The sequence below is a fragment of the Pseudomonas sp. Sample_16 genome (assembly GCF_004307665.1).
In the GTDB taxonomy this organism is placed as follows: domain Bacteria; phylum Pseudomonadota; class Gammaproteobacteria; order Pseudomonadales; family Pseudomonadaceae; genus Aquipseudomonas.
The window spans coordinates 17,481-32,469 of sequence record NZ_RCOB01000176.1; the positions used below are offsets into that span (position 1 = coordinate 17,481).

The 14,989-nt window shown below is 60.3% G+C and carries 16 protein-coding genes; 12 read left to right on the forward strand and 4 right to left on the reverse strand.

Features of this window, described 5'->3' with window-relative positions:
- Window positions 1-85: 85 nt before the first annotated feature.
- The 3 genes from D8U69_RS23310 to D8U69_RS23320 are packed head-to-tail and all read left to right on the forward strand — an operon-like array spanning window position 86 to window position 4,271.
- Entirely contained in the window at window positions 86-1,618 is a 1,533-nt protein-coding gene (locus D8U69_RS23310) for an MFS transporter (RefSeq protein ID WP_130908215.1), read from the forward strand.
- Between the two features lie 26 nt (window positions 1,619-1,644).
- A complete protein-coding gene (locus D8U69_RS23315; RefSeq protein WP_130908216.1) occupies window positions 1,645-2,709 on the forward strand; it encodes an HlyD family secretion protein in 1,065 nt (354 codons plus the stop codon).
- Window positions 2,706-4,271: an efflux transporter outer membrane subunit gene (locus D8U69_RS23320; protein WP_130908217.1), complete on the forward strand. Its 1,566-nt coding sequence runs from the start codon at window positions 2,706-2,708 to the stop codon at window positions 4,269-4,271. Before D8U69_RS23315 ends, D8U69_RS23320 begins: the two co-directional genes overlap by 4 nt.
- Window positions 4,272-4,278: 7 nt before the next feature.
- Here D8U69_RS23320 and D8U69_RS23325 read toward each other — a convergent pair whose 3' ends face one another.
- Entirely contained in the window at window positions 4,279-5,037 is a 759-nt protein-coding gene (locus D8U69_RS23325; protein WP_130908218.1) for a slipin family protein, read from the reverse strand.
- 2 nt (window positions 5,038-5,039) lie between these two features.
- Complete coding sequence (locus tag D8U69_RS23330; RefSeq protein WP_056852045.1) at window positions 5,040-5,570, reverse strand: NfeD family protein; 531 nt, start codon at window positions 5,568-5,570, stop codon at window positions 5,040-5,042.
- Between the two features lie 196 nt (window positions 5,571-5,766).
- Here D8U69_RS23330 and D8U69_RS23335 point away from each other — a divergent pair, with 196 nt between their 5' ends.
- Complete coding sequence (locus tag D8U69_RS23335) at window positions 5,767-6,228, forward strand: YbaK/EbsC family protein (protein ID WP_056852046.1); 462 nt, start codon at window positions 5,767-5,769, stop codon at window positions 6,226-6,228.
- Window positions 6,229-6,341: 113 nt separating this feature from the next.
- Window positions 6,342-6,587, forward strand: coding sequence for a DUF2789 domain-containing protein (locus tag D8U69_RS23340; RefSeq protein WP_056852047.1), 246 nt, complete (start codon window positions 6,342-6,344; stop codon window positions 6,585-6,587).
- 4 nt (window positions 6,588-6,591) lie between these two features.
- Here the strand turns inward: D8U69_RS23340 and D8U69_RS23345 are convergent, their stop codons facing one another.
- Together D8U69_RS23345 and D8U69_RS23350 are read right to left on the reverse strand one after the other, a co-directional pair.
- Window positions 6,592-6,876: a type II toxin-antitoxin system RelE/ParE family toxin gene (locus D8U69_RS23345; protein WP_130908219.1), complete on the reverse strand. Its 285-nt coding sequence runs from the start codon at window positions 6,874-6,876 to the stop codon at window positions 6,592-6,594.
- The gene (locus D8U69_RS23350; protein ID WP_056852049.1) at window positions 6,873-7,151 is read right to left on the reverse strand and encodes a hypothetical protein; all 279 of its coding nucleotides are present in this window, start codon (window positions 7,149-7,151) and stop codon (window positions 6,873-6,875) included. The genes D8U69_RS23345 and D8U69_RS23350 overlap by 4 nt, the downstream gene beginning before the upstream one ends.
- 198 nt (window positions 7,152-7,349) lie before the next feature.
- Between D8U69_RS23350 and D8U69_RS23355 the strand changes: the two genes are divergently transcribed.
- From D8U69_RS23355 to D8U69_RS23385, 7 genes are all read left to right on the forward strand, one after another.
- Entirely contained in the window at window positions 7,350-7,778 is a 429-nt protein-coding gene (locus D8U69_RS23355) for a MarR family transcriptional regulator (protein ID WP_130908220.1), read from the forward strand.
- Window positions 7,775-9,847, forward strand: coding sequence for an FUSC family protein (locus D8U69_RS23360; protein ID WP_056852051.1), 2,073 nt, complete (start codon window positions 7,775-7,777; stop codon window positions 9,845-9,847). The genes D8U69_RS23355 and D8U69_RS23360 overlap by 4 nt, the downstream gene beginning before the upstream one ends.
- A complete protein-coding gene (locus D8U69_RS23365; protein WP_056852052.1) occupies window positions 9,844-10,053 on the forward strand; it encodes a DUF1656 domain-containing protein in 210 nt (69 codons plus the stop codon). Before D8U69_RS23360 ends, D8U69_RS23365 begins: the two co-directional genes overlap by 4 nt.
- A complete protein-coding gene (locus D8U69_RS23370) occupies window positions 10,050-10,937 on the forward strand; it encodes an HlyD family secretion protein (RefSeq protein ID WP_130908221.1) in 888 nt (295 codons plus the stop codon). The genes D8U69_RS23365 and D8U69_RS23370 overlap by 4 nt, the downstream gene beginning before the upstream one ends.
- Complete coding sequence (locus D8U69_RS23375) at window positions 10,934-12,382, forward strand: efflux transporter outer membrane subunit (RefSeq protein WP_056852054.1); 1,449 nt, start codon at window positions 10,934-10,936, stop codon at window positions 12,380-12,382. The genes D8U69_RS23370 and D8U69_RS23375 overlap by 4 nt, the downstream gene beginning before the upstream one ends.
- Before the next feature lie 94 nt (window positions 12,383-12,476).
- Entirely contained in the window at window positions 12,477-13,112 is a 636-nt protein-coding gene (locus D8U69_RS23380; protein WP_056852055.1) for a hypothetical protein, read from the forward strand.
- A 282-nt stretch (window positions 13,113-13,394) separates the two neighbouring features.
- On the forward strand, window positions 13,395-14,900 hold the full coding sequence (locus D8U69_RS23385; RefSeq protein WP_130908222.1) for a YdgA family protein: 1,506 nt from the start codon (window positions 13,395-13,397) through the stop codon (window positions 14,898-14,900).
- Window positions 14,901-14,989 lie beyond the last annotated feature (89 nt).

A 14,989-nucleotide genomic window follows, 5' to 3' on the forward strand; every position in this document is an offset into this window, starting at 1 on the left:
GCACTTATAAATTGCCGATAAGTCAGTTTTCGTCAGCGATGAGCGTTCGTAGACTGCCACCTTCTTTTTTCGGAGTTGTACACCGATGACCTCCCTGACGGCCTCGGCGCCTTTGGCTGCGCCCATGACAGCGGCTGCGCCGATGGTGTTTGGCCCACGGCTTATCATTGGCCTGGTGGGCGTGTTGCTGGCTGTGTTGGTCTCCGGCCTGAACGAGATGGTGACCAAAGTCGCCCTGGCGGATATCCGGGGCGCCCTGGCCATCGGCTATGACGAGGGCACCTGGCTGGTCGCCAGTTACGCTGCGACTTCGGTGGCCGCGGCGGCGTTTGCCCCGTGGTGCTCGGTGACGTTTTCGTTGCGGCGCTTCACCCTGTACGCGATCAGTGCATTCACCCTGTTGGGGGTGCTGTGCCCGCTGGCGCCGAACTACGAAAGCCTGTTGGTACTGCGTACTTTGCAAGGCCTGGCCGGCGGGGCACTGCCGCCGATGCTGATGACCGTCGCCCTGCGATTTCTGCCGGCCAACGTCAAGCTCTACGGTTTGGCCGGTTACACCCTGACGGCCACCTTCGGCCCCGGACTGGGCACGCCGCTGGCCGGGCTCTGGACCGAATATGTCGGTTGGCAATGGACCTTCTGGCAAATCGTCGTGCCGTGCCTGATTGCCATGGTCGCGGTGGGCTATGGCATACCTCAGGATCCGCTGCGCCTGGAGCGCTTCAAGCAGTTCAACTGGCGCGGTCTGCTGCTGGGGTTCCCGGCGATTTGCATGCTGGTGATCGGCATTCTGCAGGGCAATCGGCTGGACTGGTTCGAGTCGAGTTTGATCTGCGGTTTGCTGGTGGGCGGGGTGCTGTTGCTGGTGCTGTTTCTGATCAACGAGTGGTCGCAGCCGATTCCGTTTTTCAAGATGCAGATGCTCGGCATCCGCAACCTGTCGTTTGCCCTGATCACCCTGGCCGGGGTGCTGGTGGTGTTGCTGGCGGTGGTGATTATTCCGTCGAGCTATCTGGCACAGGTTCAGGGATATCGCCCGGTGCAAACCGCACCGATCACGCTGATTGCAGCATTGCCCCAGTTGATCACGCTGCCGTTGGTGGCGGCGCTGTGCAACTTGCGTTGGGTTGACTGCCGTTGGGTGCTGGCGATCGGCCTGAGCATGTTGACGCTGTCCTGCATGGGCGGTTCGCAGCTGACCTCGGCGTGGATTCGCGACGATTTCTATGTGCTGCAACTGCTGCAGATATTCGGCCAACCGATGGCGGTGTTGCCGCTGTTGATGCTCTCGACCGGCAGCATTCAACCCATGGACGGGCCGTTCGCGTCGGCCTGGTTCAACACCGTGAAAGGCCTGGCGGCAGTCATCGCCACCGGGGTGCTGGAAACCTTGACCACCCAGCGTCTGCACTTTCACTCGACGATGCTGGTGGACCGTCTCGGCAATTCGCCTCTGGTCGATAGCGACACTCCGGGCCTTGCCCGTCGCCTGCATGAGCAAGCCGTGGTGCTCGCCGCTTCGGATCTTTACCTGTGCATGGCCGGTGTCGCCGTAGCGCTGATCCTGCTGATTTTCTGGCTGCCGACGCGGATCTATCCGCCGCGCGCACCGACCTGAATGTTCCACTGAAACTGAAGGTTTTTATGACGACTCAATCAAAGCAAAAAGTGGCCGTGAGCGTTGCGGTCGTGATCACGCTGGGCGTTCTGGTTTATCTGCTTTCGCCCAACCTGTTCGGCCAGCGCACGCAGCAGAGCACCAATGACGCTTACGTCTCGGCGGACTACACGCTGGTGGTGCCGCGCGTTGCCGGTTTCATCAAGCAAGTGCTGGTGGAGGACAACCAGCAGGTCAAGGCCGGTCAGTTGCTGGCGCTGATCGATGACCGTGATCTGCGCGCCGCCGCTGAGGCCGCCGCAGCCGAATCGCTGGTGGCGCAGGCGCAACTGCAAAACGCCCGGGCGACTCTGGAGCGTCAAGCCTCGGTGATCGCCCAGGCGCAAGCAAAAGTGATTTCGGCCAAGGCGGAAATGGCGTTTGCCGAACACGAATTGAATCGCTACAACCACCTCGCCGGGGTCGGTGCGGGTACGGTGCAAAATGCACAGCAGGCCCGCACGCGCATCGATCAGGCCAGCGCGCAATTGACCAATGCCACGGCGGTGCTGGCGGCGGAGCGCAAGCAGGTCGACATTCTCGCGGCGCAACGTGACGGGGCTGAAGGTGGCTTGAAACGCGCGCAAGCGAAGCTGGAAATCGCCAGTTATGAGCTGTCGTACACACGCATCGTCGCGCCGCAGGATGGCATGGTTGGCGAACGCGCCGTACGGGTCGGCGCCTATGTCACGCCCGGCAGCAAGTTGTTGGCGGTAGTGCCCTTGGCGCAGGCCTACGTGGTGGCCAACTTTCAGGAAACCCAATTGACGAATGTGCAGCCGGGGCAAGCTGTGCAGGTGCGGGTCGATACCTTTGGCGGTGCGGCGCTGAACGGTCATGTCGAAAGTTTCGCGCCGGCTACTGGCGTGACGTTCGCTTCGGTCAAACCGGACAACGCGACCGGTAACTTCACCAAGGTTGTGCAGCGGATTCCAGTGAAGATTGTGCTGGAACCGGGGCAGCCGATGGCTGAACGGTTGCGCGTGGGGATGTCGGTGGAGGCGCGGATTGATACGGCCAGTGGCAAGGTGAACGAGGTTGTTCAGCGATGAGTTTTTCAGACAAACATCGATTCCTGTGGCGAGGGAGCTTGCTCCCGCTTGAGGGCGCAGCGCTCACGGATTTTTCGGACGCTTCGCCGCTCAGCGGGTGCAAGCGCCCTCGCCACAAGGCGCTAGCCCAGTCAGCAGTGTGGATTTTTAGTCTGTTTGCGTTGGGCGCCTGCACCGTCGGCCCGGATTTCCATAAGCCCGAATCGCCTCAAGTGACCGAGTGGGCCAAGCCTGCAAAAGCCGCCGCCAGTCAGGTCGTCAACGAGACCCTGGGTGAGCGTTGGTGGGAAGTCTTCAATGACCCGAAACTCTCGGCCCTGAGCCAGCGCGCCCTCACCGACAACCTCGACCTGAAGCTCGCCAGCAGTCGCTTGCAACAGAGCCGCGCCGTGCGTCAGGTGGTGACGGCCGATCGCTATCCCACAACCGCCGTCGGCGGCGGTTACGCACGTAAACGCAACAGCGGCGAAGGCCTGATGGACCCGTCGGGGAACAACGGCAACGCCGCCTTCAATTTGTGGGACGGCGGTTTCTCCGCGTCCTGGGAACTGGATTTCTGGGGCCGGGTGCGCCGCGAAACCGAAGCCGCCGACGCCACTCTCGAGGTCGCCGAAAACGATCGTCGCGGCGTGTTGTTGTCGGTGCTCGCCGACACCGCACAAAACTATATTCAGTTGCGCGGTGTGCAAAATACCCGCGCCGTCACCGAGCAGAACCTCGATGTCGCTCGCCACAGTTTGAAGCTGTCGCAACTGCGTCTGGCGGACGGTGTCGCGACCGATCTGGATGTTGCCGAAGCCGCCGCGCAAGTCGCCGCTATCGAGTCGCGCCTGCCGGCGCTCGAGCAACGTCAGGCGCAATTGATCAACGCTTTGAGCCTGTTGATGGGCGAGCCGCCACAAGCGTTGGCTGCCGAGTTGTCCAGCGACGCGCCAGTGCCGCAGACGCCTCGTCAGGTCGCCATCGGGCTGCCATCGCAACTGGCCGAACGCCGTCCGGACATCCGCGAAGCCGAAGCCCGTTTGCATGCCGCGACTGCGAGCATCGGCGTGGCCAAGGGTGATTTTTATCCGCGCATCACGCTGTCGGGCAATGTCGGATCACAGGCCATGCAACTGAGCGATTTCGGCTCGTGGGGCTCACGGGCATTCGGCATCGGCCCGCAGTTCAGCTTGCCGTTGTTCGACGGCGGACGCTTGCGCGGCGTGCTGAACCTGCGTGAAGCCCAACAACAGGAAGCCGCCATTGCCTATCAGCAAACCGTACTGCGTGCCTGGCATGAAATCGACGATCAGTTGAGTGCCTATAACGCCAGTCAATTGCGCCGCGACAGCCTGGCCGAAGCGGTGCGGCAAAACCGGGTCGCCCTGCAGACTGCGCAACGGCAATACACCGAAGGAGTGGTGGATTTCGTCAACGTACTCACCGTTCAAAGCGCGTTGCTGGCGACGCAGGAGCAATGGGTCGAGAGTTCTGCGGGCGTGTCGCTGGCGGCGGTTGGCTTGTACAGGGCCTTGGGTGGTGGCTGGCAGTCGGTGTATACGCTGGCGGCGCAACGCTGAGGGTTTATCACGGCTTCGACGACAAATCGGCCATGCCCTTGAGCAACTCGATCGGCAACGGAAAGACGATGGTTGAACTCTTGTCGCCGGCAATCGAACTCAGTGTTTGCATATACCGCAGTTGCATCGCACCGGGTTGGCGGCCGAGCATTTCGGCCGCTTGCATGAGTTTTTCCGAGGCTTGCAGTTCGCCTTCGGCGTGAATCACTTTGGCCCGGCGTTCGCGCTCTGCTTCGGCCTGTTTGGCGATGGCGCGGACCATCGATTCATTGAGGTCGACATGCTTGATCTCGACGTTGGCGACCTTTATTCCCCAAGCGTCAGTCTGGGCGTCGAGCACTTGCTGGATGTCGGTGTTGAGCCGTTCGCGTTCGGCCAGCAATTCATCGAGCTCGTGTTTGCCGAGCACGGCGCGCAACGTGGTTTGCGCCAATTGGCTGGTGGCCATGAAAAAGTCCTCGACCTGGATGATCGCTTTTTGCGGATCGAGCACGCGGAAGTACAGCACCGCGTTGACCTTGACCGAAACGTTATCGCGGGTGATCACGTCTTGCGCCGGTACGTCGAGGACCACCGTGCGCAAGTCGACGCGGACCATTTGCTGGATCACCGGAATCAACAGGATCAGGCCGGGGCCTTTGACCTGCCAGAAGCGTCCGAGCTGGAATACGACACCGCGTTCGTATTCACGCAGGATGCGGAAAGTCGCCCCTGCCAATGCGATCAACAGCAGCAGTAGCGCGACAAAACCCAGTTGCAAACCCATGGCTATTCTCCAGCCGCCACCGCGTCAGTCGCGGCCACTTCCAGCGTTAATCCGTTGCGCCCCACCACGCGGACCCGCTGCCCGATGTGCAGCGGTTTGGTGCTCGACACTTGCCAGCGTTCACCCTGCAAATGCACCCAGCCGTGAAAAGCATCGCCAGCCTGCAATGACAACACTGGCGTCACGCTGCCCAGCAAGCCGGCGTCGCCGCTGACGTTTTGTCGTGGTCGGGTTTTAAGGGCACGGATCAGCAGGAATATCAGTAGCAATGCGCTGATCATTCCCAGGCCGATCATCAACGGCACGGGCATTTCGGCGTTGGTCAGGATTACCGCGCCGATCACGAACATCACGATCCCGCCCAGGCCGATCACGCCGTAATTGGGCAGGGCAGCCTCGGCAATCAGAAAGGCGATACCAAAGGTAATGAGCCAGATTCCGACGGGATTGGTTGCCGGCAGGCCGGCATCCGCCGCGAGCGCAGAGCCGCTTAATGCCAACAACAAGGCAAAGGCACAACAACGCGTTTTCACGTGACCCTCCGGGAGAGTCGCCAGTGGTTCTGTATTCAGTCTAGTTGACCCGGCATCTGTATGATTTTTGCTCAGATGTCGACTTGTCCGATGGGCGGATTTCCCGTCGAACCGGCCCGGCGGGCCTAGACTTTTACTACGCAGAATAGCGTTAACCAGCGTCCGCCAGGCATTGTTGCGGACATCGAGGTGCATCATGCGTATGGCAAGAACCGTGCAGCGAAGCCTGGAGAAGGCTCAATGCGACTATGACATCGTCAGCCATCCCCACTCGGCCAGCAGCCTGGAAACGGCGCGAGTCGCGGGCATTCCTGCGGAGCGGGTGGCGAAGTCGGTGATCCTGGATGATCACCATGGGCATTATCTGATGGCCGTGCTGCCCGCCAGCCGTCATCTGGACCTGAGCAAGGTCCGCAGCAGTGGTGAGTGGCAGGTATCCCGGGAAAGCAATCTGCCGCATCTGTTCGAAGACTGCGAACGCGGTGCAGTGCCTGCCCTGGGTGAAGCCTATGGGTTGGACGTGGTCATCGATCCATTGCTGACCCGGCAAAAAGACATCTACCTGGAAGCCGGCAACCACACCAACCTGCTACACATGAACATGCCGGACTTCCTGAAAATGCTGCCGCATGCGGAGGTGCGGGAATTGAGCCACTGAATTTGAGTTTTGCTGTGCTTGTGCTGCCGTCTTCACGGGCAAGCCTCGCTCCTGCAAAGCGAGGCTTGCCCGCGAATGCTGCGAGTCACCTACGTCACCCAATGGAGTCAGACATGGAAAACCCAACCCACAGCCTCCCATCCCTGTTCAAGCAACTGGGCCTGGACGACGACGCTGAAAGCATCGACAAATTCATCGCCACCCATTCACCGCTCAAACCCGAACTGCATCTGGCGGACGCGTTTTTCTGGAGTCCGAGCCAGGCGGAGCTTTTGCGTAATGAAATTCTGGATGACGCCGATTGGGCCGAGGTGGTGGATCAGTTGGATGTGATGTTGAGGAAGGGGCGGGGACTGTAGGGGCTCAACTCTTCTCAGGCGGCCACTGTCGGGACGTGTGAACCACCGCGAGTATGCAGATGGAGTCCGCCCAAGACTCATAAACAATGCGGTAATTCTGGTGGGGGATCAGTTCGCGCGTGCCTGCAATGACTCCTGCAGGGCCACTTTCCGGGTAATGGGCAAGCCGGGCTATCGCATCACTGAAACGGGTATCCATTTCGCTGGCTACTTTTGGATTGATGGGATGCAAATAATCCCAAATGTCTGCACGGTCCTGTGCTGCTTGTTTCGTCCAGATTATTTTCATTCTTGCAGGGACACCTGCATGCGCCTGGCAGCGAACTCTGCTTCAACCTTATCGTTCGTCAGAACGTCGCCGTTGCGTATCGAAGCACGAGCGATGTCCACTTTGCGTTGCAAGAACGCATCGTACTCGCGCGACTCTCGTTGGGATTGAACAAACTGACGCATCAACTCCCTCACTATTTGCGAGGCTGGACGATGAGCAGCTTCCGCCTCGGCCATAAACTGTTCGCGCAATTCAGACTCAAGTTTCATTGTAAAAACCGCTTGCTTTGACATGGCTGGACTTCTCGGCATTTGTATTGAAAAAGTATATACGTTTTCAGTATCGCAGTTGACAGCAAGGGTGCACGCTCTCCGACTGGCGGGGAATTTGTTTCAAAACTTGACGAAAAATCCCCTCGAATGCGATATTGATAGTTAGCAAGCTAACAGTGTGTGTTTCCCCCCGTGCCAAATTCCCTCGACGCTCTCCAGATGAATATCAGCAGCTCCATGGTGGTGGCCGCCCGGCATTGGCGAAAGATCTGCCAGACCACGCTGGTCAACTATGGAATCTCCGAAGCCTGTGCCGTCCCCTTATTGATGATCGGGCGATTGGGCGAGGGTGTGCGGCAGGTGACGGTGGCTCAGGCGGCGGGGATGGAAAGTCCGTCCCTGGTGCGCTTGCTGGATCAGCTGTGCCATGCCGGTTACGTCTGTCGTACCGCCGATACCCAGGACCGGCGCGCAAATTGCCTGAGCCTCACCGAAACGGGGCGAACCCTGGTGCAAGCCGTCGAAGTCGAATTGGTGCGACTGCGTAACGAAGTGCTCGAAGGCATTGACCCGCTGGACCTTGAAGCCGCTCTGCGTGTATTGAAGGCCTTCGAGGCGGCCGGGCACCCTTCGGAAACTCATCCGTGAGCGGTTTTTTTGCAGGCATGCCTCCAGCGCGCGACTGGTTCTACGGCGTACGCACTTTCGCGGCTTCGATGATCGCGCTGTACATCGCGTTGCTCATGCAGATGCCGCGTCCTTATTGGGCGATGGCCACGGTGTATATCGTTTCCAGCCCGTTTGTCGGCCCTACCAGTTCCAAGGCGCTATACCGCGCAGTCGGCACCTTCCTGGGCGCCGCTGCTGCGGTTCTGTTCGTGCCGATGTTTGTCCAGAGTCCATACGTATTGGTGGTGGTCATCGCGCTATGGACCGGAATTCTGCTGTTCCTGTCCATGCATTTGCGCACCGCCAACAACTACGCCTTGATGCTGGCCGGCTACACCTTGCCGTTGATCGCGCTGCCGGTGGTGAACAATCCATTGGGTGTGTGGGACGTGGCCGAAGCGCGTACCGAAGAAATCTTCCTCGGCATCGCCGTCGCGGCGGTGGTGGGCGCCATGTTCTGGCCCCGGCGTTTGGCCCCGGTGTTCAATGACTCGGTGAGCAAGTGGTTCGCCGACGCATCGACTTACAGCCTGCGTTTTCTTGGGCGCGATGTGCAGCCGGAGGAAGTCAGTGCATTGCGCGCTTCGATGGTGACCACCTTCAACACCCTTGAGTTGATGATCGGCCAGTTGCCCCACGAAGGCGCGCGACCGCAAACCGTGCGCAACACCAAGGAACTGCGCGGGCGGATGATTCACCTGTTGCCGGTGATCGATGACCTCGACGATGCGCTCTACGCGCTGGAGAGGCGCACACCGGAGCTTGTGGAGAAGTTCACGCCGCTACTGGTCGCCGCCACGCAATGGCTCGAGCACAAGGAGGCGGACCTCGACCGCTGGCAGGCGTTGAAAGACCAACTCCAAGCCCTGCAACCCGACGCCGCCGCGCTGGAAGATCGCAAGCAACTGCTGTTCTCCAACGCCATCTATCGCCTCGGTGAATGGATCGACTTGTGGCAAGACTGCCGCAGCCTGCAACAGGCTATCCAATGCGAAAGCCAGGACAGCTGGCGTGCGGTCTATCGACACTGGCGCCTGGGACGTCTGACGGCATTCCTGGATCGGGGGCTGATGCTCTATTCCGCCGCGTCCACCGTGATGGCGATCATTGTCGCCTCGGTGCTGTGGATTCTGCTTGGCTGGACCGATGGCGGCGCGGCGGTGATTCTGGCGGCAGTGGCGTGCAGCTTCTTTGCTTCGATGGACGACCCGGCGCCGCAGATTTACCGGTTTTTCTTCTGGACGGCGATGTCGGTGTTGTTCGCCAGCCTCTATCTGTTTCTGGTACTGCCCAACCTGCATGATTTTCCAATGCTGGTGCTGGCGTTTGCCGTGCCGTTCATCGTCATTGGCACCCTGACAGTCAAGCCGCAGTTCTACCTCGGCATGCTGTTGACGCTGGTCAACACGTCGTCGTTCATCAGCATTCAAGGCGCCTACGACGCGGACTTCCTCAGCTTCGTCAATTCCAACCTCGCCGGGCCTGTGGGGTTGCTGTTCGCGTTCGTCTGGACCCTGATCGCCCGCCCATTCGGTGCAGAACTGGCGGCCAAGCGCCTGACCCGTTTTGCCTGGCACGACATTGTCAGCCTCAGCGAACCGGCCACTTTGGCCGATCACCGCAAACTGGGTGTGCAGGTCCTGGATCGGCTGATGCAGCATTTGCCGCGTCTGGCCATGACCGGTCAAGACACCGGCATCGCGCTGCGGGAGGTCCGTGTGGCGTTGAATATGCTCGACCTGCTCGCCTACACGCCACGGGTTCACGGCGTGCCGCAGGCGTTGTTGCATCAAGTGGTGGCCGAAGTCGGCGAGTATTTCAAGGTTTGCCTCAAGGCCGGTGAACGCCTGCCGGCACCGAGTCCGTTGCTGATGACCCTCGACCGTACCCGACGCGCCCTTGCCGGCGCGGGTGACGATGAAACCCGTCGGCATCTGCTGCACGCCTTGAGCGGCTTGCGCCTGGCGTTGTTGCCCGGTGTCGAATTCGTGGGTTCTGCCGAGCCTGAAGAACCGCTTCCCCATGGCATCGATGGAGCGCCTTTATGATCGGTGATCTGGATATCAGCGGGGTGTTCCTGCCCACGCTGCTGGTGTTGATGGGTATTACATATCTGCTCTACCTGTTGGTGCACGGGGTGCTGACGCGCCTGCACTTTTACCGTCTGGTCTGGCACCGGGCATTGTTCAACGTGGCCCTCTACGCCTTGTTGCTTGGCGCCGTGGATTCACTCAGTCGATACCTGATGACATGAAAAAACCGTTTCTAACCCTTGGTCGCGTGGTGCTGACCCTGTTGATCGTGAGCTTCGCCGTGGTCGTGGTCTGGCGCATGGTGATGTATTACATGTTCGCGCCCTGGACCCGGGACGGGCACATCCGTGCCGACATCGTGCAGATCGCGCCGGACGTTTCCGGGCTGATCCAGCAAGTGGAAGTGCGCGACAACCAGTTGGTCAAGCGTGGCCAAGTGTTGTTCAGCATTGACCAGGACCGTTTCAAACTGGCCCTGCGCCAGGCAAAAGCGGCGTTCGCCGACCGCCAGGAGACCTTGGCCCAGGCCCAGCGCGAGGCCAAACGTAACAAGGGCTTGGGCAATCTGGTGCCGGGCGAGCAACTGGAAGAAAGCCAGTCGCGGGTGGCCCGCGCCCAGGTCGCGCTGATGGAAGCGCAGGTGGCGGTCGACAGTGCGCAGCTCAACCTCGACCGCTCGGTGATCCGCAGTCCTGTCGATGGCTACGTCAACGACCGCGCGCCGCGCACCCAGGAGTTCGTCAGCGCCGGGCGCCCGGTGTTGTCGGTGGTCGACAGTAACTCCTTCCACATCGACGGGTATTTCGAAGAAACCAAGCTCAACGGTATCCACATCGGCCAAAGCGTCGATATCCGTGTGATCGGCGACAATGCGCGCTTGCGCGGACACGTGGAAAGTATCGTCGCCGGCATCGAAGACCGCGACCGCACCAGCGGTAATAACCTGTTGCCCAACGTCAACCCGGCGTTCAGCTGGGTGCGGCTGGCCCAGCGTATTCCGGTGCGGATTGCTTTTGATGACGTGCCGGCGGATTTCCGCATGATCGCCGGACGCACGGCGACGGTATCGATCATCGACGATCACAACCGGGGGCCCGCGCAATGAGCAAGGCTTCGGGTTTGGCGGTTGCCGGATTAGGCCTGTTGCTGTCGGCATGTCAGGTGGTCGGCCCGGATTATAAAGTGCCGGACGCAGCCGCCATCCAGCGCAAGGACTTGCAGGGTGAACTGGCGGTGGAGGGCAAACCGGTGGTTTCGCAGCCGGTGCCGGCCGATTGGTGGCGTCTGTATCAAGACCCGCGACTCGACCAATTGGTCCAGCAAGCCATGGCCTCCAACAGCGATTTGCGCGTGGCCGCAGCCAACCTGTCCAGGGCGAGGGCTCAGGTCGATGAGGCTGAGGCCGCGGGCGGGTGGAGTGGCGGGGTGAAAATGGGCGCCCAACGCTTGCAGGAATCCGGGGAAGCGTTCCTGTTGCCGGAAAAAGTGCCGGTGGCCAACATCGGCGATATCGGCATCAGCGCCTCGTACCAGTTTGACCTGTTCGGCACATTGCAACGCGGCATCGAAGCGGCCAAGGCCAATGCCGATGCGACCCAGGCTGCCGCGGATACCGCACGCATTACCTTGGTGGCCGATGTGGTCCGCGCCTACACCCAGGTGTGCGCGGCCAACGAAGAGCGGGAAATTGCCCAGCACTCCCTTGATCTGCAAGCCCAGAGCACCTCGCTGATCCAGCGCCTGCGCGACGCCGGGCGTGGCGACGAAACCCAGGTCACGCGCTCGCAAACCCAATTCAAATCTTTGCGCGCCGATATGCCACGTTATGAGGCGGCGCGTCAGGCAGGGCTGTTTCAGCTTTCGATGCTGCTGGCCAAACCGGTGGATCAACTGCCGTCGGGCACGGCGACCTGTGCAGAATTGCCGAAAATCGCCCAACTGATGCCGGTGGGCGATGGCGCATCGTTGCTCAAGCGGCGTCCCGACATACGGCAGGCCGAGCGTCGACTGGCGGCAGCGACCGCCACCATTGGCGTCGCCACGGGGCAGTTGTACCCGGACATCAGCATTGGCGCGACCATCGGCACCGTGGGTATTCTCGACAACCTCGGCGAGCCGTCGACCAATCGCTGGGGCTTCGGGCCGTCGTTATCCTGGACGGTGCCGACCAACGGCGCCCGAGCGCGCATTCACGAAGCCGAGGCGGCCACCCAGGGCGCGCTCGCGCATTTCGACGGTGTCGTGCTCAACGCGATCCGCGAAGCCCAGACCGGCCTGGCCCAGTATTCGGCATTGCTGCAACGCCGTGATGCCCTGGCGGACGCCGAGCAATCGGCGAAACTGGCGGCTGACCAGACTCACCGGTTCTTCCAGGCCGGCCGCGCCTCCTTTCTGGCCGACTTGCAGGCGACGCGCACCTACATCGACGTCACCGCGCAACTGGCGGCGGCGAATACCCAGGTTGCCGCCAGCCAGATCAATTTGTTCCTGGCGTTGGGCGGTGGCTGGGAAAGCGGACGAACGCAAGCGTCGAACTCCGGCAAACCCTGAGGCCGTTGCTATGCTTTGAAGTGTTGGAAGGGCGCCCCCGTGCAAAGCGCCCTTGCCGCATACAAGGCTCGCGCAGGTCATGGGGAAACCAATAATGAAAAACCCTTATGCTCTCGGCTTTTGGTGCGCCGTCGTGGCGTTATTGCTGCTTTCGGCCACCTATTTCTACGGCATCATGCTGGCGCATCAGATCGACAAGGCGCTGGTGTTCCTCGACAGCGCAGTGGCGCTGATCGCCGTGATGTCCGTTGCGGTGGCGGCCTGGGCGTGCGTCCAGACTCAACGGATCAAAAAAAGACAACTCCAGCAAGGCAAGACGTTGCTGCTGATCTGGGACACCAAGGTCGCGTTGCGTCGGGTCGAAACGGTGTTCGATCGTTATTTCTGGGGCAGTTACTGGCAGCCGGGACGTACCTTCCAGGAAGTCATGGGTGAACTGACCGGCACGCCGCTGGAAAAAAGCCTGGAAACCCTGAAGAAGCAATGCCTGGAACTGGACAAACAAGTCGAGGACGACGGCCGGCACTGGCTGAACAACGCCCGGGAACTGGCCGATGTCGCCACCGCCATGGCCCGTGAACGCTATCAGCTGGATTTCTGCGACCCGCGTGCAGAAGTGACGGGCGGGGCGGTGATCAACCGGGATTTTGAAGTGCTGGTGTACACCTGGACCGCGCGACTGAAAACCTTTGATCATCAGCTCGATGAGATTGAAGTGCAGTATTCCTGACTCCGCGTTGGCCGAACCTACGCCATCGCGGGCAAGCCTCGCGCCTACAAGGTTACGCCAAACCTGCAGGAGCGAGGCTTGCCCGCGAAAGCGATCTCATCAACACTAAAACATTCCTGCCTTACAAAAGCGCCCGGACACTCTTTCACCTTTAATCATTGGGCCGCTGCGCATGCCTGATGCTAATCTGCACCTCACTTTCAGCGCAGTCGTGACCGTAACCCGTCATGGGTTCAGGGAAGACGACCACACCTTCAACAACGGACATTGAACGGGTCATACATGAATAAATCAGCAGGCGTGCTTCTGGGAATTGTTGTCGCCATTGGTGCGATCAGCGCTGGCGGTGCCTGGTTTACCGGCACCAAAATCGAAGGGGTGTTGAACACTTCCCTGGCGGATGCCAACAAGCAACTGCAGGCCGCACTGGTCGGTTACAAGGGCACCGCATCGCTGGAGTTGGTTTCGCTGGAGCGTCATGTATTCAGCAGCACCGCGCACTATCGCCTCAAGGGCGAAGGTGAAATGTTCGGTGAGGCTCCGGTGGAATTGCTGTTTGTCGATCACATCGAACACGGCCCGTTGCCATTTTCGCGCCTGATGTCGCTGAAGTGGCTGCCCGTCATGGCCACCAGTCACTACGAACTGGAAAAGACGCCACTCACCGAAAAATGGTTCGTCGCCGCCAAGGACGCCTCTCCGCTCAAGGGTGTAGTCAACATCGGCTACGACAATTCCACCAACGGCACGCTGGAATTGCTGCCACTGGAAACGGCGCTGGATGACAAGTCCAGCCTGAAGTTTTCCGGCCTGAAGGTGGACGTCGCGGCCAGCGCCCAGGCGCAGAAGGTCAAGGCCGATGGCTACATGGACAGCCTGAAGCTGACCACCGTCTCCGAGGATCAAGCACCGGTTCAGGTCGAATTGAACGGCCTGACCCTGGCCAGCAACCTGAGCAAAAGCACCTATGGCTACTACACCGGCGACAACACCGTCGAGCTGAGCAACAGCAAAACCACCTATGGCGCCAAGCAATCGGTGCTCGGGTTGAAGAACTTCGAAATGAAGAACCACACCGAGGAGTCTGGCACCAGCGCTTCCGGGCGAGCCGATTACAAGATCGGTGAAGTGTCGCTGAACGGTAAGGCCGTGGGTTCTGCGCACATGGCCTTGAGTCTGAAGAATCTCGACATCCCGTCCACCATGGCATTGATGCAGATTTATCAGACCAAGCTGCAACCCTACGAGCAGGCCGCTGCCGAGGCCGCCGAAGCCGGGCAACCGGTTCCGGAATTGAATCTGACGGAAGCCGAAGAAGCGCAGCTCAAGACCAATCTGGAGCAATTGCTCGCCGCCGGACCGCAAGTGGCCCTGGAGAACCTCTCGTTCAATACCAGTAACGGCCAGAGTAAAGCCAATCTGGTGCTGGACCTGACCAAGCCGCAATCGATCGATCTACCGGCCGATCAGTTGGTCAGACAGCTGATCGCATTGCTGGACTTCAATCTGCAAGTGTCCAAGCCAATGCTCGTTGACGTACTTACCGTACAGTCGCAGATCGACGGCCAGACCGACGCCAAGCTGATCGCCGATCAGGCCACGGCTACCGCCGACATGTTCAGCAGCATGGCCGTGGGCTCGCAGTTGGCGAAACTGGACGGCAACAACATCGTCACTAGATTGCATTACGCCAACAATCAGGTGGACTTCAACGGCCAGAAAATGACCCTGGAAGAGTTCGTCGGGTTCGTGATGAGCAAGTTCGGTGGGGTTGGCGAAGTCCAGTAAAAACCTTTAGTTACACCGCAACGCCCGGCCTCTGCACACAGCAGGCGCCGGGCGTTTTGCTGTCTGGTGATGGGCACGGCTGAGCGCGC